A 23,477-nucleotide genomic window follows, 5' to 3' on the forward strand; every position below is an offset into this window, starting at 1 on the left:
ATATATGAATCGTTTTTTTACAATGCTTTTGTGTACTGCATTTGCAAATAACATTCAAGCGCAAGAGTTATTTACTTATACGGAGCCTGCTAGTAATATGCCGGTAAAGGCCATAGGCATTAGAGCCAATAATTTTGTGATGCAACCTAGGGTTGCATCACAAAAAACAGCTTACAATGTAGCACCAGAAATAATGGTGGGTTTATCAAAAAAAATAATGGTACATGGAGAAGCTTTTTTTGGCAACAAAATGAACCAATTTAATTTTGACGGAGCTTCCTTTTATGCTAAATACCGTTTTTTGAGTAATGATGATGTACACCGTCATTTTAGAATGGCTTTTTACGGAAAAGTGGCAACATCAAACATTATTATCAATCAAAATGCCATTGATTTAACAGGGCGAAACTCAGGTGCAGAATTGGGTTTGGTTGCTACACAATTAATAAACAAAATAGCTATTTCCGCTGGTGGCTCATTTGTAAATGCGTTTGATAATGGTAATAATAATAAGTTAGGTGCTATTAAAAATGCCAATAAAGCTATTAATTACAACCTATCATTAGGCAAATTATTTTTACCAAAAACCTATGAAAATTACAACCAAGTAAATGTAAATGGTATGGTAGAGTGGCTCGGACAAACCAATACTTTTTCTGGAAAAACGTTTATTGATGTTGCACCATCTATTCAATTTATATTTTACAGCAAAGCCCGTTTAGATGTTGGTTACCGGTTCCCTCTAATTGATCATTTAAAACGTAACTATAACAAAGGGTTTTTAGTACGTTTTGAATATAATTTTTTCAATGCTTTTTAAATAGATATGCAATACTTTATCAATATTTTGAAAAGAATTTTTATAAGAAAAAAAAGTTGCTGCAACCATTAATTAGGCAATTGTTGCAACTCCAATAACGAGTTTTTCAAGATACTGACCTTCAAAGTATGCTGAGCAGAGCGTTTTTGCATTGTTCATTATATTTTGAAGGTTGTTATTGGGCATTTTACAAAGTTTGTAAGCTCTTTTTAATGCAATGTTTTGATCAACCGCTTGTGTATGGTGAATTGCATCAGCAATAGCCACTACTTTCAAACCCTCATCTTTTAAATCGCCTAAAGCAGCTATCATAAAACTTAAAGCAAAAAAGTATTGTTGATCTAATTGCAATACTTGTGGGTTATTACCGGGTAATGGTAATTTATTGTAGGGCGATTTTACAATTTTTTGAGTTAAATATTTTTTTACGGAAGCATCTGTACTTTTTGTTTTTACTAACTGTATAGCACCTTGCATGGCTTGTGGGTAAATACTTAACCAACGTAACTTTCTGCGTAATGAATGTACTTGTAATTCAATATCAGTAAAGGTTTCACCGGTTTCTTTGTAAAAACTATTGATTTCAGAAATTGCATCTTTATAAAACTGATGCAACAACACTAACTCATTTTGAGGTTTGAGCCACTTAGCTGTTTTTAATTTTTTCCTGATTTTTTTTGTACGCATCGGATCATGATTGATCCATTTACGTTTTATTAAAATAGCATTTAAAATAGCTACATGTTCCGCCTTTTTTTCTTCCATATAAATACGCAAACTCACTGGCATTGAGGCATCATCTAACAATTCTTTTGCATAGCTATCGAAATAATCAATAGCACCTAGTGCATCTTCAATTTGTTTGTATAAATCTTTATGAAGTGTAAATCGTTTCTTATTATGAAAACTAGCGTACAATCTTGCTAAACCTTGTAACATAAAAAATTTGGTACGTGCATCGTTTTCGTACAAATACAAAGCTGCGTTTTCGCTTCTGCTTGCTTTTAATAACAAATCATCTAACTGTATGAGGTAATACTCAAACCTGCCTAACCCTTTGGTCATACAAACTAATTTTTAATTTATGTAAAGATGGTTAGAAAATATTGTACCAATTCAATAAACAATTGAATTTGATGATTATTTATTATTGTTCAAAATATGCAATGGTACCGCCAACCCAAGTTTTATCTTTATTATAACGGGTACCAATCATTTTACCTTTGCTGAGTCTTGCTAGGTTGTGTGCCGCTTTTGGTCGAGCCCATTCATCTTTCCAAAAATAAAACAAGCGTATTTCAGCTTTTGCAGGTTCATCTGGCGTAAGTATGATGGGAGCATAATTTACTTTACGTTGCAAAATCCAATTTTGAGGATCAGTAATTTTATCAATATCAGCTTGGGTTACATCAATAACTACCCCCATGCCTGCAAATGAAAATAGCGGTTTTAATACAAACTCATTAAGATTGACAGGTTGCGTAATTTCATTTAAAAAAAAGGTTTCAGGCACATAGGGGTTATCAATAAACGGCAAGGTAAATTTGCTGATACGATAAAACCAATTGGGATGTGGCACCCACTCTACATTATATGCTTTTTTTAGATCGATGATGTTGGTTAGGTTTTGTTGCTGTTGCAAATCATCGAAAATTAAACGATTGTAAATTCGTTTGATGTATTGTTTTTCACCATCGCTTTTTACATAGTACAACAAATCGCCATCAGCTTTTAAATTGGTTAAGCAAACGGGTTGTATTCCCAACAATTGTTGAGTGGCGTAAAAATCTATTCTTGTTTTTTGTTGCTCCGGAAAAATTTCTAATAATATCACCTCTTCAGGAGCATGGTCGCCTACAATAATCTCTTTTAAGAGTGCAGTATAGGTTTCTTTTGTATAGCCATTTAGGTATGATGAATAATTTGCAGGTACTTGGGCGTACGCTGTTGTAAATTCATTTTGCAATAATTGGAAACCATACAATGTGGGAAAGCCTTGCATTTCTATCAACTGTGGCTCATATTCTCCTTTTTCATTTTCACAAATACCAAAATCAAACACCATTACTTGAGGGTGTTTTTCATCGCCGGGTACCCGTACATCATCAGGTATACTTCTTTCAGTAAGGGCTTTAAAATTGGGTGCTACAATAACATCAATAATATCTTCACATGCATGGAGCATTTTTTGAGTAAATGCTTTGGGGATAAAGATGGGCGTTTCAGCATTTCTAAAATCTAAATTACCCGGACTAATACCATCTATTTGCTTCATATAAGCATCGTATTTTGCCTCGGTAAATTGCTGGTTAAAAGCAGCTCTTAAATCTTTTTGCATAAGCTGATGTTCAATGTAATAATGAAATTAAATAGTTGCCGTTTCCATGTTCTTAATAGCATCCATTAAAAAGTTAGGTAAAATATGAGCGTACGTATGAGCAATTTTATCGGGGTCGCTTAATTGGTCAATCATACTTTGCCATTTTGCTTCACCGTGGTTTTCAACCACAATTTTTTTACGATCGGGTGTTTGCAAATGCATGCTCATACCTACCGCATCTGCCTCTGGGTGAAACTGTGTACCCACCATGTAATCGTTGAACCTGATAGACATAATGGCTCTTTCTAACGGCACATGCGGCCTAGCTTTTTCAATAGCTAAAATTTTACCGCCTAATTTTTTAAGTAAATTATGTTGTGGTTGTGTTACTTGATAATCTCTACTATCTACCGCATAAAACGGATCAGATAAACCATTAAATATTATATCATTTGCAGCATCAGCAAAATAATGCACCGGAAAAACCCCAAATGCTGTACTTTTTCTTTTACTAACATGTGCTACATTAAAATACCTACATGCTAATTGAAATGAGTGACAAATAAAAAATACAGGCTTTTTTAAAGTATTACTAGGTGTTTCGTTGTAGTGTTGCACTTGATAAATCCAATCAAAAAAAGCATTTTCCCATGCGCTGCCTTTGCTTTCTAACGGGGAGCCAGGGCCACCGGAGCTAATATAAATATCGTAAGATAAATCAGGTAAGGCAATTTTTCTACGTACATCAAACTCATCTTTAACCAATGCCAACCCTTGCATATCTGCAAACTGGTTTACAATTTCCCTTATACAACGCATACCTTGGTTTTCAGCACCTTCGTACATATCCAAAATGGCTACACGTAATGTATCGTTATCATAACTATTCATTTTTCAAATGTATGAATATGTTATAAAAGTATTTGTAGTAGTACATTGATTTTCAAAGTCAATAATTAACAACTTATCCATGATACACCCTTGAGGCTTTAATAGTACCATCAATTTCTAAAACTTCAGCCACCAATAAATCGGCTTCGTTGGGTACTTGTCGGGTATATTCCATAAATACCCTTTCACTGTTAGCAGTTAATGATGTTAGTTTATAGTGCAAATTGGGTAAACGTTCAAATGATTTGCTCCACCAAACTTTTAAAGCTGCTTTCCCTTTAATGTAACCATAGGTTGAAGGCTGGCTTATTTTCAATTTTGGGCTGTAATGCAACGCATCATCACTGTATAACAGCAATAACTTATCTAAGTCATGTGCATTAAAGGCTTCCAACCATTGTAGTGCAATTGATTCGTTGTAAGCAGCTTTACTCATTTTAATTATTTTTCTAATAACTTTTTTAAGTTGGTTAAACCGGTATTTAAATCATCGCCAATGGTATTTTCAATGTTGCCAAAAATATTCAAAACATTAAATGGGTATTGCATATTAAAAGTAATACTCCATGTTACCAACGTTTTATTGGTACCCATTGCCGTAGTACTCATGTATGATGATGCTACTGATGGTTGTGGCTCCTTAAACCTAATTTCATAATCAATACGTTCGCCTTGTTTAATAGCTTTTATTTCTTGAGCACCTTCCCCAACTTCAGCTTTTTTACTTTTCCATTCAGATAAAAAGCCAGGAGTAGCATCTGTACCACTAAATTTTCTTTCCATGGCAGTATCCATAGAAGCCCATTTGCTGTAGTTATCTTGATTTTTTAAATATTGTACATAATTAAAAACACTGTCTTTTGGCCTACTAATTTCAACTGTTTTAGTAATGCTGATGTTTTTATTGACAAACAAACCAGCCACTAAAATAACAGCAACAAAAGATAAAAGACCTAATAGAATGAATTTTATGAATTTCATTATTTTTTAATTTAAGCTTGAAGTTAAAAAAAATGGTGGATTTACAAAACCTTAATGCAATTGTAATATTATTTTTATTATTGATAAATTATGGTAAGGAAATTGTAGTTAGGTGTTGATTGATTAATTTTACAAATAACTTACACCATCTGCGTAAATTTTTTAAAATATTAGGGCGAATTGTAATCGGTATCTTTTTACTGATTCTAATATTGTATGGTATACTTCATTTACCTGCGGTACAAACTTATTTAGCCCAAAAAATTACAACCAAACTTTCTAAAGAGTTACATACAAAAGTGAGCATAAAAGGCGTTGATGTACGCTTTTATAACAAAGTACTTTTAAAAGGTTTGTATGTTGAAGATTTAAAGAAAGATACCCTATTGTACGCAGGTACGGCTAGTGCTAGTGTTAACGATTGGTTTTTCTTTAAAGATAAAATCAAAATTAGTAACCTTGGTTTAGATGATGCTTTGGTAAACATGAAACGTACTGATAGCGTTTGGAACTATCAATTTTTGGTTGATTATTTTTCTAGTCCTAAAAAAACAAAAAAATCGGGTGGCGATGATGTGGCTATTGACTTAAACGAATTACATTTTAACAACATAAGGTTTAATAAAATTGATGGGTGGATTGGGCAAGATATGATAGCTAGCTTAGGTAAGCTTGATGTTGAGATGGAATTGGTAGATCTTAAAAACAAAAAAGTAATCGTAAAAAGAGTTTTTTTAAATAAACCTTTCTTTTCACAAAATGATTACGAAGGTAAGCGCCCACCTTTGCCTAACATGCAACCAGTTATGGAGAAAATACCTGTAATTGGTGCATTTAAATGGAATAATGAAGGTTGGGATATAAAAGTGAATAGATTTGAAGTAAACGATGGCGCTTTTAAAAATGATAAACAAACAGAAGAACCTGCTTATGTTGATCGGTTCGATGGAAAGCATTTATACTTCAGTAACATTAATGGCACTATCAATAATTTACACTTTTTTCGTGATACATTATCAGCCAATATCAACCTAAATGCAAGTGAACGCAGTGGTTTAGCCATTAAGAAGTTAGAAAGTTACATGAAGCTAACGCCAGAAATGATGGAGTTTAATAACCTCGATTTAATGACCAATAAAAGCAGGTTACGAGATTATTACGCCATGAAATACGAAAGCTTTAATGAAGATTTTAGCAGCTTTTTGCATAACGTTTCACTAATAGCCCATTTTAAAGAAAGTAATATACATAGTGATGATTTGGCCATATTTGCACCAGCCTTAAAAACTTGGAAACGAAACATCATTTTAGAAGGCGATGCAAAGGGACCGCTTGATAACTTTAGCGCCGCAAACATGACCATTAAAACAGGTAATACCATACTTCAAGGTAATATTGCCATGAGGGGATTGCCTGATATTGAAGCCACTTTTATTGATTTTCAATCAAAACAATTACAAACAAGCTATAGCGATATGGTTACCATTGTACCCAGTTTAAAATCGGTACAAAACCCAGCTATCGCCAAATTGGGCAACATTCGTTTTACAGGTAATTTCACTGGTTTTATAAGAGATTTTGTAGCATATGGTACTTTCAATTCAGCATTAGGTAATATTACAGCCGATGTAAACATGAAAATACCCGAAAACAAAACGCCTGCTTACTCAGGTAGTATTAGCAGCACTAATTTTAATATTGGTAGTTTTATAAAAAGCCCGTTTTTAGGTTCAGTTGCATTAAATGCAAAAGTGGTAGGCTCAGGTTTTGATGTTAACAACATAAAAGCCAAAGTAACCGGCAATGTAGCATCTATTGGTTTAGGCAATTACAATTATAAAAATATTGAAATAGATGGCGATTTTGAAAAGAAACTGTTTGTTGGTCACCTTTCAATTAACGATCCAAATTTACAAATACCGAATTTAGATGGTGCCCTTAACTTGGATCCCAAAAAACCAGGTTTTGCATTGCAAGCATTTGTAAAAAAAGCCAACTTAAAAAACCTTCGTCTTACCCAAGACGATTTTTCATTTAACGGCAATTTAGATTTGAATTTTACTGGGCTCAACATTGATGACTTTTTAGGTACCGCAAAAATTACCAATGCTGGTTTGTTGCACAATGGTAACAATTTATCGTTTGATTCACTTACGGTGACATCTGAATTAGTAGGCGGTAAAAAATCATTATCCCTATCATCAAATGAAATTGATGCCAGCGTAGTAGGTAATTTTAAAATAAAGGAATTGCCTGATGCTGTAAGGGTTTTATTAGCCAAATACTACCCTACTTATATAAAAGCACCTAATTATATTGTAAAAAGTACCCAAGATTTTGAGTTTAATATCAAAACATATAACGTTGATCCTTTTATTAATTTAATTGACAAAAAATTAGGCGGTTTTAATAATGCAGCTATTAACGGTCGTTTCAATTTACAAAATTACGACATGGCTTTAAACGTTACTGTACCACAATTCAGTTACGACGGTAAGGTTTTTACGAATACAGTTTTAAAAGGCCAAGGCAATAAAGATTCACTCATTAATGATATAGCAATTGAAGATATTGCTATTAACGATAGCTTACATTTACCCTTTTCAAAATTAAGAGTAGCTGCTAGTAATAATGTATCACTCATAAAATTAAATACCAGCGCCAGCCGCATTTTTGGCGATGCTGAATTAAATGCCACCGTACAAACTTTAGATGATGGTATAAAAATTCATTTCTTTCCATCATCATTTGTAATAAATAACAAAAAATGGTCGCTTGATAAAGATGGTGAACTTACCCTACGCAAAAATTTTATTGACGCCAACGAAGTAAAATTTACACAAGGCAATCAAGAAATTGTGATATCAACTGAACTATCAGAAGAAAATAGTGATACACATTTGGTAGCCAAATTGAGCAATGTTGCTATTGATGATTTTGCCTTTTTAATAGGTAACAATCCTAGTTTAAAAGGCTATGTAACCGGCACTGCCACTGCCAATGATATTTTTGGTAAAACCAGTTTTAATTTTAAAGGAAGGGCTGATAGTTTTCAATTCAATAATAAATATGTAGGTACCATTAATACCGAAGCCGATGCTAATTTACAAACAGGACTTATCAATTTTAAAGCCGATGCAGCTGAAAAAGAATTTGATTTTGCTGTAAATGGTTTTTACAATTTTAAAGATAGCACAGGTAATAATTTAAAAATAAAAACCCTAGCCCGTAAATTAAATATTGATATTTTACAACCATACCTTAGTACCATTTTTAGTGATTTGAAAGGTATTGCTAATGGTATCATAGAAATTAATAGTGAAAATAAAAACTTAACCATTATTGGTGATGCTAACATAACAGGTGGAAGTTTTAAAGTAGCATATACACAAGTTCGGTATAACTTTAACCAACATGTAATAAAGTTTGGTAAAGATGTGTTGGATATTGGCACCATGACGGTTAGAGATACCCTTGGTAACATTGGTACGGTAAGTGGTAAAATGTACCACCATTTCTTTAAAGATTTTAATTTTGAAAACGTTCGGTTTACCTCACCAAAAATAATTTTACTGAATACCACTAAAAAAGATAACAGCCAATTTTATGGTAATGTTATAGGTAGAGGTAACATGTCGTTAAATGGTGGTATCACCAACATGAAAATGAATATTGATGGTGAACCAAGTGCTACTGATAGTAGTCACATTTATTTACCAACAGGCTCATCAAAAGAAAGTAATGTAGTAGATTATATTGAGTTTATTCAATTTGGTTCGTTGGTTGATAACGACCCTTCTGGTAAAGATGCTACTAATTTGGTAGTTGAGTTAGATGTTACTGCCTCACCATCATGTAAAATAGATGTTATTTTAGATGAAGAAACGGGGGATGTTATTAAAGGTGAAGGTAACGGACAATTAAATATTAGAGTAGGCACCAAAGAACCGCTTACCATGAGGGGCAGGTACGATTTAACTAAAGGCGAATACACATTCAACTTTCAAACCTTCCTAAAAAAACCTTTTACACTCAAAAAAGGTTCCATTACTTGGAACGGTGATCCATTCCTTGCTATTATTGATATGGAAGCTGAGTACCTTGCAAAAAATGTTGATATTAGTAGCATCACTTCGTTAAGTAATGTTCGCCAACAAGAAGATATTTTGATAAAATCAAACATTACAGGTAACCTCAAAAAACCTATCATCAATTTTGAATTTCAATTACCTGAACGTAGTGAGTTTAACCGTGATTTTTATGTGACCAAACGTTTGGCCGATTTTAAAAATGATGAAAATGAAATGAACAAACAAGTGGCCAGTATGTTGTTGTTCAACCAATTTATTAGTACAAACCAAGCTTTCCTTACCGGCAACAGTACGCTAGCGTTAGCTACAAGTACAATTGGTGGTGCCGTTAGTGCATGGTTAACCAGTACATTGAGTAAGGCATTGGAAAAAGCCACTAAAGGTATTGTTTCAGTTTTAATTGATGTAAACCCTTCATTAAATTTACAACAAGCCAACCAGTTACAAGCCAATGTACGCTCTAGTCTTAAGTTCAAGATAAGTCAAAATTTACAACTTTTAGTAGGGGGTAATATTGATTATAATAACCCCGTTACGCAGTTATATAGTAAAGGTGTTATTACGCCAGATATTTCGCTTGAATGGTTAATTAATAAAGATGGATCATTAAGAGTAGTTGGTTTTAACCGAACGACCATTGATTTTACAACAGGCCAGCGCAACCGCTCTGGTGTGCAGTTGAGTTACCGTAAAGATGTTGATAGGTTAGGTGATATTTTTAGAAGTAAAAAGAAAATTGCCCAACTCGATTCCATAAGATACGCCCCAAAAAAGAAGATATAAATGATTAAAAAAGGAGTTACAAAACGTAACTCCTTTTTTAAATTAAAGACCATTTAAAATATCATGGCCTAATTTATCTCTTTTTGTAAACAAATATTTTTCGTTGTGTGTATTAGGCTTTATTTCAATAGGAACAGTATCAACAATTTCTAAACCGTAGCCTAATAAACCAGCTCTTTTACGTGGGTTGTTACTCATTAATTTAATTTTAGTAACATCCAACGCCCTTAAAATTTGAGCACCTACGCCATAATCCCTTTGGTCGCTTGCAAAACCTAATTCTAAATTAGCTTCTACAGTATCTCTACCTTGTTCTTGCAACTTATAGGCTTTTAACTTATTTAACAACCCAATTCCCCTGCCCTCTTGGTTCATATATAATACCAATCCTTTTCCCTCTTTTTCAATTAACTGCAATGCATGGTGTAATTGTTCACCGCAATCGCAACGCAATGAACCTAAAATATCGCCAGTTACACAGCTACTATGTACCCTTACTAATACGGGTTCATCTTTTTTCCATTCACCCTTTTTTAAAGCCAAATGCACATCGCCGGTGTTGGTTTGCGTAAAAGCTATTAATTCAAAATTACCATATTTGGTAGGCATTTGTACGGCTACTTCTTGCTCTATTAAACTTTCATGCTTTAAACGGTAAGCAATTAAATCTTTTATGGAAATAATTTTTAAATCAAACTTTGCAGCAATTTCTAATAATTGGGGCAAACGAGCCATACTACCATCTTCATTCATAATTTCAACCAAAGCACCAGCCGGCTCAAAACCTGCCAAAACAGCTAAATCAATCGTTGCTTCGGTGTGACCAGCCCTACGTAATACACCACTATTTTTAGCTTTTAGTGGGAAAATATGTCCGGGCCTACCTAAATCTTCCGGTTTTGTATTTGGGTTTATGAGTGATAATATGGTTTTTGAACGATCATGTGCTGATATACCAGTTGTACAACCATCACCAATTAAATCAATACTAACGGTGAAAGCGGTTTCATGTAAAGAGGTGTTATCTGTAACCATTGGTTTAAGGCGTAACTCTTCGCAACGTTGCTCTGTAATAGCTGCACATATTAAACCCCTGCCATGGGTACTCATAAAATTCACTACTTCGGGGGTAACATTACGAGCAGCGGTTACAAAATCACCTTCATTTTCCCTGTCTTCATCATCAACAACTATAATTAATTTACCAGCCTTAATATCTTCAATGGCTTCTTCTATGGTGTGGAGCATTTAAATAAAATTTAGTGCAAAGTTATTGAGTAATCAAATGAAAGCGATAAAGATTTCGTTTTTCGAAAAATGGCTGTAGTTAAAGCCTGCAACATCCGTAAAAAAGGGTAAAATCATAATAACTTGTTAATAAAAGTGCAGGTTATTCGGTAAAGATTTAGTTTCTTTGCGGCTTAAACAAAAACAATATGAATTTTAAAAAAATCATTCCTTTTGTTATTGCGTTTTTTGTCATCAGTTTTAGTACAAATGCGCAGGTAACTACGAGTAGTATTTCTGGGGTTGTAAAAACAGGAAATACTAATGCTTTAGTAGGTGCAACAATTGTTGCAACGCATTTGCCTACTGGTACTGTTTATACAGCAATTTCAAGATCAGGTGGTAGATATGATATTGGAAACATGAACACTGGTGGTCCTTATAAAGTAATCACAAGCTTTTCTGGCTTTGATGTTATCACTAAGGAAGATATCTATTTAACATTAGGTGAAACACAAAGAATTGATTTTTCTCTAGTAAATAAAACAACTGATTTAACCACTGTTGTTGTTTCTACTACTAAATCTAACCAATCTAAAACTGGTACGGAAACTACAATTGGTAGAGATAGATTAACCAATGTACCAACAGTTGGTAGAAATTTAAACGATTATATCAGATTTACACCTCAAGCTAAAATTACTGCAAATGGAGGTATTTCTTTGGGTGGTCAAAACAACCGTTACAACTCTTTCTTAATTGATGGAGCAGTAAATAACGATGTTTTTGGTTTGAGCGATCAAGGCACAAATGGTGGTAGAGCAGGTACACCGCCAATTAGTATTGATGCTGTTGATCAATTAGTGGTTAAAGTATCTGATTTTGATGCATCTGCTGGTAATTTCACTGGTGGTTCTATTAATGCTATTACAAAATCAGGTTCTAACACTTTTCATGGTTCTGCGTATTATATTTTCAGAAATCAAGATTTATCTGGTAAAACGCCTGCCGTTGCTGATAGTTTAAGAACTAAATTAACTAATTATAGTAACAAAACTTATGGTTTTACTATAGGTGGTCCAATCATTAAAAATAAAGCTTTCTTCTTTATTAACGCAGAAAAGCAAGATGATAGTAGACCTCAACCTTTTACACCTCAAAATATATTGAATGCTAACGGTACTATTAGATACAATATTGTAGATTCAGTAAAGAGAATAACAGATCATCTAAAATCAACTTATGGATATGATCCTGGAGATTATTTAAATAATGCAGATATTATCCAAAGAACAAACTTAAATACAAGGTTTGACTTTAACTTATCATCAAAAAATAAATTAACGGCAAGTTATAGATATACAAAGGCTGAGCGTACAAACCCTGGTAGAAGTAGTCAAACATCTATCAACTTTGTAAATGGAGCAGAATACTTCCCTAATGTAACACATTCTGGTAATATTGAATTAAACACTAAGTTTAACAACAAACTCAACAATAAAATTAGATTTTCTATTACTGATGTAAATGATGATAGAGATATTACTGGTAACCCATTCCCTAGGGTATCAATTGCTGCATTTAACGGTGGTCCATCTATCAACTTTGGTTCAGAACCAGCTTCTTCAGCAAATTTATTAAAGCAACAAATTTTTAATATATATGATGTTGCTAAATATTATATAGGTAAACACTCATTAAGTGCAGGTGCGGATTTAGACTTTAATAAATCATACAATTTATTCATCAATAACAGTTTTGGTACTTATAACTATAATTTTATTGGTGCTACTCCAAACCAAACAAACCCATTACAAGCATTTTTAACAAATGCAGGAGCTACGGGTTATACAAGAGGTTACTCATTAGTTGACCCAGGTAATAAGGCAGGTGATTTAAATGTAAATGCTGCTGCTAATTTTAAATCGGTAAGAATTGGTTTCTTTGTAAACGATGACATTAAAATTACTAACAACTTCATTTTAACATTAGGTGTTAGAGGTGATAAAACACAGTTTAATACTGCCGTTCCATTAGATACATTCTTTGAAAATAGAGCATTACCTGTAATTGCAGCCAATTACGATTTAAAAGGAGCAAGATCGGGTCAAAAATTTCAACCATCATGGCAAATTTCACCTCGTTTAGGTTTCAAATATGAAATTCCTGAAGAAAACTTAATTGTTAGAGGTGGTATTGGAGTATTTACTGGTAGAACTCCATTGGTATGGCCAGGTGGTTTATACCAAAATAATGGTGTAACAATTGGTGCTGTTTCACAAAATAGTACCTCTACTACTGCCGGTGGTGTTACTACTGTTACACCAGTTTTATTTAACGGTGCTCCATTACCATTTAGACCAGACGTTGCAAATCAATACAACCAAGTTGATTTTGGTTTATCGCCAACAGCTTTAACGCCACAAGGTGATATGAACTTGATTGCTAAAAATTTCAAACTTCCATCTTCTTACAAAATTGCTTTAGGTTTTGATAAGAAATTTAATAAAGGTTGGACGTTAAGTGTAGATGGTTTATTTACTAAAAATATTAATGAAGTAGATTGGAGAAACGTAAACATCATTAATCCTTCAACCGTTTTATCTGGAGCAGATAATAGAACCGTTTATTCAACAAATGGTAACTTAAATACTATCAAATTAAGTTACAGACCTGGTGCAGTTGGTTCTGTACAAGCTAACCCTTACAACTCAGTTATCTTAATTCAAAATACTGATGGTAAAAAAGGATATGCTTATAACTTTACCACGAGTATTGACAAACAAACAAAAACTGGTTTCAGTTTTAATGCTTCATACACCTACGGTAACTCATTAGTAAATAATGAAGGTACTAGCTCTGTTAATTTATCTAACTGGAGATTTGGAGCTGAAAGTGTTATTGGTAGAAACTTTGTTAGACTTTCTACTTCTGACTATGATTTAAAACATAGAATTTTTGCATACGCATCTAAAAAATTCACTTATGCTAACAAACATATGGCTACTACAATAAGTTTGGTATACAATGGCCAATCTGGTAACCCATATAGTTATGTTTATAATGGTAACAATTTTGTTGGCGATATTGCATCAGGTAACGATTTAGCTTATATTCCAAGAAATAGAGCTGAAATTGAATCTATGGTATTTGTAACAAGACTTACAGGTGCTGCTGCAACCCCAACAGCGAATGCTGCTGATATTGCTCAACAAAAAGATGATTTCGAAGCATTTATTCAAAATGATAAATATTTGAGCAAAAACAGAGGTGGGTATGCTGCAAGAAATGGTGCTAGGTTACCATTTACAAATATTCTTGATGCTGCTATTCAACAAGATTTTATGGTAAAATCTGGTAAAGTAAATCATACATTATCTGTAAGATTAGATATTTCAAACTTTACTAACCTTTTAAATAAAAATGCCGGTAGACAATACTTCTTAACTAATGACCAATTTGCATTGTTAAATTTCAGAGGGTTAACTAATACACCTGCAACTAATACACCTACATTCCAATACTTTAAACCAGCAAATAAAGTTGGTACAATAAGTGACGGCGTAAATACTTTTAACAGTAGCCGTTGGAACGGTCAGGTAACAATTAGATATACTTTTTAAAAACACTTCATTATTAAAAAAGCCGCTTCTACTTAGAAGCGGCTTTTTTAATAATTTCATAATGTATTAAATTCATTATTTCTAAATATTTTTATAAAAATTATACTCATGAAAAAAATAACACCCTTAAATTACTCTGCATTTTTTTAATCTTGTTCATTATCCAATCATGTAAAAAAAATGAACACCACTTAGATATTAATGTTGACGAATCTTCTAAAATTAAAAAAACTGAAGTTGCATATCCCAATATAAATGGGGAAATGTTCAAAGTATTTTATAATGGAACTGAGATATTTGTAGAAAAAAAATTGGATAGGTATGTTTGGCTAGGTGATATAGCATTTGACCAAAAAACTTTTGATTCTTTAAAAATTATCTCAAATACTGTTGGCAGAACATTTCGCCCTACATTAGATAATCATTGGCCAAATGGCCAAGTAAATTATATCATTGGTAGTGGTTTTACCACAAATGAAATAAATTCAATAAATAATGCAATGTCAGACTATTTGAATAAAACATCTTTACATTCTATCAATTACCTACAATACAATCTAACAGTAATTATATTTTGATAAGAAAAGGATTAACTGGTTACGGCTTTTATTTTGATTTTGTCTGAAAAAAAGGCGGACAACAAATAATAAATTTAGAAAGTGGTTTTACTACAGGTACAGTTATTCATGAGATAGGTCATGCCATTGGTTTTTATCATGAACAAAGCAGAACAGATAGAGATGATAGCATAATAATAAACTGGAACAATCTGATACCTGGTCAAAATGTAGCATATCAATTTCAAACATATGCTCAATCCAATTTACCTGGTAGCCAAATTGGACCTTTTGATTTTAATTCAATTATGCTATATGATTCTTATGCTTTTTCAGCAAATGGTAATCCAACAATTACTAGGTTAAATGGTTCAACTTTTTTCTCCAACAGGGTTTTACTTTCAGTTGGAGATGTCGAAACAACAGCATTAATTTATGGTCCTCCTTTTGTAAGGATAGAACAAAATATCACAGTAAATAATAATGAGTATGGTTCTTCTTGGGATCAAATTTATCAAGAAGCCGATGTATATGTAAGATTATATTCAGATGCTGCTTGCACGATTCCTTTTGTAACTAGCTCAAATAAATATTTTGATTATACACTCGAAATTTACAGATTCACTTACCCGAATGCGCCTGAAACAATATTGGAAAATGGAAGCTCTTATGTACCTGCTGGAACTTCGGAGATTTTATTACAAGCTGGGGTAGCTATAAGTGATTATTATTCAGAATTTGGTGATGTGAAAAGAGATAATCACAAAAGTTTTATTCCTCGAAATGTATTTTTTAGATAATATTTACGAAAAATAAAAAAGCCGTTTCTCAATTGAAACGGCTTTTTTGTTTTCAATAACATTTCATAATTGCATAACATGAATTATCAAAAAAGAAAAAAAATAGAACAGACCTTTGCAGCTAAATAAAAACTATCTAACAGATGAAATGTAAATTACTCTTGAGCTTGATTTTTTCATGCTGTATGTCTTTTGTTTTTGCACAAGAAACTACATCAGAAATTCAAGGAACAGTGAAAAATGGAAACGTGGCCGTTGCAAGTGCCACAGTGCAGGCTACGCATCAGCCAACTGGTACTGTTTACACCGTAAACACCCGTAAAGATGGACGCTACAACTTATCAAACCTAAGGGTTGGCGGTCCATACATCATTAAAATAACCAATGTTGGTTATAAAGAACAAGTAAAAGAAAATGTTTTTCTTACTCTAGGGCAAGTGTACAATGCTGATTTTTCTTTAGCAATTGAATCTAAAGAGTTAGCAACAGTAGTGGTTAGCGGTAGTAGGCAAGATAAAGTGTTTAACAACAACCGTACTGGTAGTCAAGAAGTAGTTACCCGTTCTCAAATTGAGCGTTTACCAACTATTAGCAGAAGTTTACAAGATTTTACAAAACTATCACCGTCATCAAACGGGTTAAGTTTTGGTGGCGTAAGCTCATCTTACAACAATTTAACTGTTGATGGTGCTAACTTTAACAATGCCTTTGGGTTAAGTGGTACTTTAGGCGGACAAACCAATTCACAACCTATCAGCATTGATGCCATTGAACAAATTCAAGTGAATATTTCTCCGTACGACGTTCGTCAAGGTAGTTTTAGTGGCGCAGGAATTAATAGCGTTACAAGAAGCGGTACTAATAAATTTAAAGGCTCGGTTTACAACTTCTTCCGTTCAGAAAACTCACAAGGTTATAAGGTAAATACAGTTACTGCTGTAAAAACACCTATTGACTATAATCAATTTGGTGCTTCTATTGGTGGCCCCATTTTAAAAAATAAAGTATTCTTTTTTGGTAGCTATGAGCAAGAAAAAATTTCATTGCCTGGTTCACCAACTTGGAGAGCAGCAAAACCAGGTGAAACCTCAAACGGAACCAGTATTTCACAAGCTACCACAACTGATTTAGATGCGTTAAAAGCATTTTTAATAAGCAAGTTTGGTTACGACCCAGGTACTTACGATAACTATAACTACCGTACTGAAAGTAAAAAAGCTACTGTTCGTTTAGATTGGAACATCAACAGCAAAAATACTTTCACCATCAAGTACAACTTCTTAGAATCATTAAGAGATTTACCAGCTAGTAACAGTGGTGCTCAGGGTAGTCGCCAACCAAGTGTAACAGGTATGCCATTTAGTGGTAACGGTTATACCATCAATAACAACTTTAATATTTTTATTGGTGAATTAAACACCCGTTTTAGTAACAAAGCCAACAATAAACTACAAATTGGATTTACAGCTTTGAGAGATTTTAGAGCGCCATTAGCAAAAGGTAAAGATTTTCCTTTAGTGGATATTTTAAACGGACAAGGGGCTACGTATACTTCTTTTGGTTACGAACCTTTTACGTATAACAACAAATTAAATTCAGATATTTTCCAATTCTCTGATATTTATACTCGATATGAAGGTTCACACGAAATAACCGTTGGTACGCAAAACTACATCAAGAAATTTCAAAACGGATTTGCACCTAATTACCAAGGTTACTTTAGGTTTAATACGTTGGCCGATTTTTATGCTTCAGCAAATAACCCTTATATATCTGCATCGCAACCAGGTACCCAATTGGCTACTATTCAACGATTATCATATGCATCAACAAAAGATGGTTCGTTCCCATTTGCTGAAATTGGCGCATTGGAGTTAGGCTTTTTTGCACAAGATAAGTGGAGAGTAAAACCTAACCTTACAGTTACCTATGGTGTACGTGCTGATATTCCAACGTTTGATAACAAGTTTGCAACCAATGACAGTTTAAAAGCATTGAGCTTTCGTGATGGTTTAAAAGTTGATGTTGGTTTAAAACCGCCTACAAGAGCTTTAATAAGCCCAAGAGTTGGATTTAATTGGGATATTAACAACGACAAAAAAACACAAATTAGAGGTGGTGTAGGTTTATTTGCTGGTCCTCCCCCATTTGTATGGATTAGTAACCAAGCAGGTAACAATGGCGTTCAATTTGGTTCATTTGCATTAGGTAATGGTTCCGCTGCAAATCTTCCATTTTCTCCTGACCCTAATGCGTTTAGACCAGGCCCAGGGTTGCTTTCAACAAGTTACAACATTGCAGTAACCGATAAAGATTTTAGATACCCACAAAACTTAAAAGCTAGTATTGGTATTGATCAAAAATTACCAAATAACTGGACGGTTACTGTAGAAGGTACTTATAATAAAGATGTAAATGCGGTGTACTTCCAAAACATCAACTTACCATACAATGGTATTCGATTTGCAGGTGCTGACCCACGTGTTAGATACAACAGCCCTCAAATTTATGCTGGTACAGGTGGTGCAACATTAAGTAACCCAAATATTAGTGATGCTATTTTAATGAAAAATAGTAACAAAGGTTATGGTTATTTCGCCACGTTACAAGTTCAAAAAACAGCAAAGAATTTTACTGGTAGTATTGCATATACCTACAGCCAAGCAAAAACAATTAATGATGGTGGCTCTATTGCACAAAGTAACTGGAGAGACAGACCTGTAAAAGGCGACCCAAATACGGATGAATTAGGTTATGCCAACTTTTACCAACCTCATAGAGTAATTGCATACGCTACCTACAGAAAAGAATATGCAAAATACTTTGCAACATCTATCGGCTTTACATTTGAAGCAGCTGCAAATGGTACTGCATCGTATGTATACAATGGCGATATTAATGGAGACGGACAAACAAGTAACGATTTAATGTATGTACCAAAAGATCAATCTGAAATAGTATTGGTAAAAGCAAGTACAGCTGACCCACGTTCAATTGCACAAATTTGGGCTCAATTAAATAATTACATCAGCCAAGATCCTTATTTAAGCAAACGTCGTGGCCAAGTAGTTGAAAGAAACGGTGCATTAGCGCCTTATTTCAAAAAATTGAATATGAATTTCACACAAGATTTTTATTACGACTCTAAAGATAAAAATCGCCATACCATTCGTGTAACGGTTGATATATTTAACGTGGGTAATTTAATCAATAAGCAATGGGGCGTAACCAAATCATTCAACAGAACTTCTCCATTAAACTATGTTGGTGTTAATACAGATGGTAAGCCGGTGTTTTCATTCCCTTACTTAGATAATACCAACCAAGTGCCATTAACTAGTACTTATAGAGATAATACTGGTATTGACTCTCGTTGGCAAATGCAAATTGGTGTTCGTTATTTATTCAACTAAAATTTAAACTAAAAAGTACATGAAAAATATTTTAAAATATGCATTTGTTGTAGCCGCTGTAGCAGCGGTTACAACAAGCTGTAAAAAATTTGATACTAATATTAATGGTGCTGCAAATACTACCACATCAGCTGCTTCATACTTAACATTAAATAACAGGGTACAAGCTGCATTTGTGATTGATTCATCAACATTACCATATTTACCTGCTGGGCTATTACCATCGTCTTATAATAAATTTAGAAAACTACTAACCTATGATACTGTGGCCACTGTAAATAAACCAACTATTTATAATGTTGGCGATGTTATCAATATTGTAGGTTATTTAAAAGGTGATGATAGTGCTATTGCAAAAAGAAGAATCAATTTCAGATTTTTTCAACCACCGTCATCATTTATAACACCTACTGCATTGTTCCCTATGCAAAGAGCAGAAGAATCATACAGAGGTTTTGCACCAGCAACTGCTGATATACTTAATACTGTAAGTACCACAAATATTGCCCCAACAAATGTGGCGCCTTTTAATGTGAGTATTGTTAATAATGAAAGTATTGCTGGTATAAATTATAATACTTATTTGGTACGCTTAACTTATACAATTCCTGCATCGTTAAGTGGTAAACTCATTTCAATAAACTTAACTGCAAACACCGCTGGTGCTGCAGCAGATATTGGAAATGTAAACTGGATATATGCCTTTAGGGTTCGCTAACAAAAGCACATTTTATAAAAAATGCCATCGTTAACGATGGCATTTTTTATACTAACTTTTTGCTGATATGCCCCAACCCCATTGTAAAAATGTTGGAAAAGCTTTCGCCCAAGTAGGTACATCATGCTTACCATCTTGTAACTCATAATACATAATATCGTTTTCAGTATAGCCTTTTTGTTGTAGCGTTTCAATCAAGCTCAAAGCATCGTCAATACTATCAATAACGCCATTGTTATTTCTATCAGCAGTTTCATCTTGTGTACCAACTTCAAAAAAGAATTTTAACCATGGATAATAATTTCCTTCCCTTACTTGTCGTTGCATAATACGATGCTCATCTTCATTAAAATCAGGATCTTCTTGGTCTTTATCTCTCCACCACAATGAGCCGCTAAATACGCCAACTTTAAAAAATTCATCGGGGTGGTTCCAAACAATATCTAAAGCACATAAACCTCCTAATGAAAAACCAGCAAATGATTTTTCTTTAAAAGATATAATTGCATATTGTTTTCTAATAAAAGGTATCAACTCTTGCATTACAAATTGCGTAAATAATGCAGCTTTTGCTCCCCTCCCTTTGTAATCTAATATATTGGCAGTGCCATATTCATTTTTTCTATCAGGTGCACAGTGTATACCCACACAAAAAACGGGTTCAATCTTTTGCTGCACATATAAATCATTTAAAATATGCTGAAACTGCATGGTACGTAAATCTTGACCATCATTAACCAACAACAAACTGATAACCTCTTTATTAAAATAATCGGGTGAATAATAGCAATCAACCAATACATCTCTTTCTAAAAAAATAGAATGTAGCGTAAAATTATCTGTATTAATATCCAACGTAGCTTTAGTAACCATGAGTGTCAAAAGTAAGAAAAGGCTTTTAAAAAGTTTCAAATTGCTACTAAACATAATTTGTTTTATTGCTGCTTAAAAAATATATTTGGTAAGTATTAATTATTGGCAGTCCCTTAAACTTTTAAAAAAATTATTATGAAAAAAATCGGAATTCTACATGGTAAAGAAAGAAGTTTTCCTGAAGCATTTGTAGAACGTGTAAACAGTAAAAAAATTGATGGTATTATTGCTGAACCCGTTCGTATTGATAAAGTAATGCAAGGTGAAAGTAGTGGGTACGCTGTAATAATTGATAGAATATCACAAGATGTTCCTTTTTATCGTGCCTTTTTAAAAAATGCTGCTTTGTGTGGCACTGCCGTTATCAACAACCCATTTTGGTGGAGTGCGGATGAGAAGTTTTTTAATAACTGTTTATCAACCAAAATTGATGTACCTGTACCTAAAACGGTAATATTACCATCGAGAGAATTACCTACAGATACTTCAGAAGAATCGTTTAAAAACTTAGCTTATCCGTTAGATTGGGATGGCATTTTTAAATACATAGGCTTCCCTGCATACATGAAACCCTTTGCTGGTGGTGGTTGGAAGAGTGTTTACAAATTAACCGATGTAGATGATTTTTTTGAAAAACATGCAGAAACAGAGCAATTGGTAATGATGTTACAAGAAGAAATTATTTTTGAAGAATATTATCGTTGTTATTGTATTGGTGGCAAGTATGTAAAAATTATGCCGTACGAACCTCGAAATCCTCACCATTTAAGGTATGTAGCTGATTTTAGTCCATCGCCTGAACGTTACAAACAAATGGAAGATATTGTTTTACGAATCAATAAATTTTTAGGATACGATTTTAATACTGTTGAGTTAGCGGTACGCAATGGTGTTCCATACGCTATTGATTTTTGTAACCCTGCACCTGATGCAGATATTGCAAGTGTAGGACAAGAAAACTTTGATTGGGTGGTGGAAGCAGCAGCAACTTTTGCAATTGAAAAAGCACAAGCACAAGTGGAAGGTGCTGATAACCTTACTTGGGGCGAATACATTAAACGCAGTGCTAATAAAGAAACACTGTATAAATAATCATCATCATTCAATCATCAAATCCTACAAAAGCGTATGGCAAATATTTCATACAAGCAATTTACATTAGGGGTAGAAGAAGAGTACATGGTAATTGACCCTATTACACATGAACTAAAAAGTCATGAACAAAAAATAGTACATGAAGGGCAAAAAATTATCATGGATAAAGTTAAGGCCGAAATGCACCAAGCAGTGGTAGAAGTAGGTACTGATATTTGTGCTGATGTTGATGAAGCCTTAATGGATGTTGGTACGCTACGTAAAACAATTAGCGGCATTGCTGATAGTTTAGGATTATGGATTGGCGCAAGCGGCACCCACCCTTTTAGCCATTGGGAAAGCCAATTAATTACTGAACATGCCCGGTATAGTGAAATTGTAAATGAGCTACAAGAAGCTGCAAGAAGTAACTTAGTTTTTGGTTTACATGTGCACGTAGGTATGGAAACCAGAGAAATGGCCATACATATTGCAAATAGTGCTCGTTATTTTTTACCCCACATTTTTGCATTAAGTACCAACTCTCCTTTTTGGGAAGGTCGTAAAACTGGTTATAAAAGTTTTAGAACCAAAGTATTCGAAAAGTTCCCACGAACAGGTATACCAGATCATTTTGAGAGTATTGAAGAATATGATAACTACATTAAGCTATTGGTTAAAACCAACTGTATTGATAATGCCAAAAAAATATGGTGGGATTTAAGAGTACATCCATTTTTTAATACAGTAGAGTTTAGAATTTGCGATATACCACTTACCGCTCAAGAAACCATTGCTATTGCAGGTTTGTTTCAAGCTATTTGTGCAAAGTTGTACAAGTTGCGAACACAAAATCTCAACTTTATGATGTATAATAGGCGACTCATCACCGAAAATAAATGGAGAGCCAGTCGTTATGGTATTGATGGTAGTATGATTGATTTTGGAAAAGAATCAGAAGTAAATACTAGAGTGTTAATTTATGAGTTGTTAGATTTTGTAGACGATGTAGTTCCGCATTTAGGTAGCCGTAATGCCATCAGTTACGTTCATAAAATGCTTGAAATGGGTACAGGTGCCGATAGACAATTAAAAGTTTATGAAGAAACCGGTAGCCTCATTAATGTAGTTGACTATATTCATGACAGTTTTTTATTCGGACTTTAAAACTTTATTTTAAAATACCAACAATATCAAACGCCTACTCATATCATAATTGTACAATACAATTGATTATTAAATGAGCAGGCGTTTTTATATTACTATTGCAACCTATTTACGCTCATTATTAAACAAAATAACATTG

At 33.5% G+C, this 23,477-nt stretch carries 15 protein-coding genes and 1 pseudogene; 9 read left to right on the top strand and 7 right to left on the bottom strand.

Annotated elements, in window-relative coordinates; genetic code table 11:
• The first annotated feature begins 4 nt into the window (after positions 1-4).
• A complete protein-coding gene (locus tag ACFOWM_RS02990) occupies positions 5-820 on the top strand; it encodes a hypothetical protein (RefSeq protein ID WP_379706886.1) in 816 nt (271 codons plus the stop codon).
• 72 nt (positions 821-892) lie between these two features.
• On the opposite strand, the gene ACFOWM_RS02995 is transcribed toward ACFOWM_RS02990, so the two are convergent.
• From ACFOWM_RS02995 to ACFOWM_RS03015, 5 genes are all read right to left on the bottom strand, one after another.
• The gene (locus tag ACFOWM_RS02995; protein ID WP_379706889.1) at positions 893-1,885 is read right to left on the bottom strand and encodes a hypothetical protein; all 993 of its coding nucleotides are present in this window, start codon (positions 1,883-1,885) and stop codon (positions 893-895) included.
• Between the two features lie 82 nt (positions 1,886-1,967).
• Positions 1,968-3,158 carry a hypothetical protein gene (locus ACFOWM_RS03000; protein WP_379706891.1) on the bottom strand — a complete coding sequence of 397 codons (1,191 nt, stop codon included), beginning with the start codon at positions 3,156-3,158 and terminating at the stop codon, positions 1,968-1,970.
• A 27-nt stretch (positions 3,159-3,185) separates the two neighbouring features.
• Positions 3,186-4,031 (bottom strand): type 1 glutamine amidotransferase, encoded by an 846-nt coding sequence (locus ACFOWM_RS03005; protein ID WP_379706893.1) that lies wholly within the window; start codon positions 4,029-4,031, stop codon positions 3,186-3,188.
• Between the two features lie 73 nt (positions 4,032-4,104).
• Positions 4,105-4,467 (bottom strand): nuclear transport factor 2 family protein, encoded by a 363-nt coding sequence (locus ACFOWM_RS03010; protein WP_379706895.1) that lies wholly within the window; start codon positions 4,465-4,467, stop codon positions 4,105-4,107.
• Positions 4,468-4,472: 5 nt separating this feature from the next.
• Entirely contained in the window at positions 4,473-5,012 is a 540-nt protein-coding gene (locus ACFOWM_RS03015; protein ID WP_379706896.1) for an SRPBCC family protein, read from the bottom strand.
• A gap of 212 nt (positions 5,013-5,224) precedes the next feature.
• Between ACFOWM_RS03015 and ACFOWM_RS03020 the strand changes: the two genes are divergently transcribed.
• A complete protein-coding gene (locus ACFOWM_RS03020; RefSeq protein ID WP_379706899.1) occupies positions 5,225-9,886 on the top strand; it encodes a translocation/assembly module TamB domain-containing protein in 4,662 nt (1,553 codons plus the stop codon).
• A 42-nt stretch (positions 9,887-9,928) separates the two neighbouring features.
• On the opposite strand, the gene ACFOWM_RS03025 is transcribed toward ACFOWM_RS03020, so the two are convergent.
• Entirely contained in the window at positions 9,929-11,134 is a 1,206-nt protein-coding gene (locus tag ACFOWM_RS03025; RefSeq protein ID WP_379706901.1) for a bifunctional 3,4-dihydroxy-2-butanone-4-phosphate synthase/GTP cyclohydrolase II, read from the bottom strand.
• Positions 11,135-11,322: 188 nt separating this feature from the next.
• Between ACFOWM_RS03025 and ACFOWM_RS03030 the strand changes: the two genes are divergently transcribed.
• The 5 genes and pseudogenes from ACFOWM_RS03030 (at position 11,323) to ACFOWM_RS03050 (ending at position 20,224) form a co-directional block, all read left to right on the top strand.
• Entirely contained in the window at positions 11,323-14,736 is a 3,414-nt protein-coding gene (locus tag ACFOWM_RS03030) for a TonB-dependent receptor (protein ID WP_379706902.1), read from the top strand.
• A gap of 152 nt (positions 14,737-14,888) precedes the next feature.
• Positions 14,889-15,314: a hypothetical protein gene (locus tag ACFOWM_RS03035; RefSeq protein ID WP_379706905.1), complete on the top strand. Its 426-nt coding sequence runs from the start codon at positions 14,889-14,891 to the stop codon at positions 15,312-15,314.
• Positions 15,315-15,376: 62 nt separating this feature from the next.
• A pseudogene (locus tag ACFOWM_RS03040) lies at positions 15,377-16,093 on the top strand (M12 family metallopeptidase); the annotation flags it as partial.
• 185 nt (positions 16,094-16,278) lie between these two features.
• Positions 16,279-19,506: a TonB-dependent receptor gene (locus ACFOWM_RS03045; protein WP_379706907.1), complete on the top strand. Its 3,228-nt coding sequence runs from the start codon at positions 16,279-16,281 to the stop codon at positions 19,504-19,506.
• A gap of 19 nt (positions 19,507-19,525) precedes the next feature.
• Positions 19,526-20,224, top strand: coding sequence for a hypothetical protein (locus ACFOWM_RS03050; RefSeq protein WP_379706909.1), 699 nt, complete (start codon positions 19,526-19,528; stop codon positions 20,222-20,224).
• A 51-nt stretch (positions 20,225-20,275) separates the two neighbouring features.
• Here the strand turns inward: ACFOWM_RS03050 and ACFOWM_RS03055 are convergent, their stop codons facing one another.
• Positions 20,276-21,097: an alpha/beta hydrolase gene (locus ACFOWM_RS03055; protein WP_379706911.1), complete on the bottom strand. Its 822-nt coding sequence runs from the start codon at positions 21,095-21,097 to the stop codon at positions 20,276-20,278.
• A gap of 135 nt (positions 21,098-21,232) precedes the next feature.
• Here ACFOWM_RS03055 and ACFOWM_RS03060 point away from each other — a divergent pair, with 135 nt between their 5' ends.
• Both ACFOWM_RS03060 and ACFOWM_RS03065 read left to right on the top strand, forming a co-directional pair.
• Positions 21,233-22,189: an ATP-grasp domain-containing protein gene (locus tag ACFOWM_RS03060; RefSeq protein ID WP_379706913.1), complete on the top strand. Its 957-nt coding sequence runs from the start codon at positions 21,233-21,235 to the stop codon at positions 22,187-22,189.
• 36 nt (positions 22,190-22,225) lie between these two features.
• A complete protein-coding gene (locus tag ACFOWM_RS03065) occupies positions 22,226-23,338 on the top strand; it encodes a carboxylate-amine ligase (RefSeq protein ID WP_379706916.1) in 1,113 nt (370 codons plus the stop codon).
• The last annotated feature ends 139 nt before the right edge of the window (positions 23,339-23,477 follow it).

Origin of the sequence: Ferruginibacter yonginensis (assembly GCF_042651465.1) — a bacterium.
Classification (GTDB): Bacteria; Bacteroidota; Bacteroidia; order Chitinophagales; family Chitinophagaceae; genus Ferruginibacter; species Ferruginibacter yonginensis.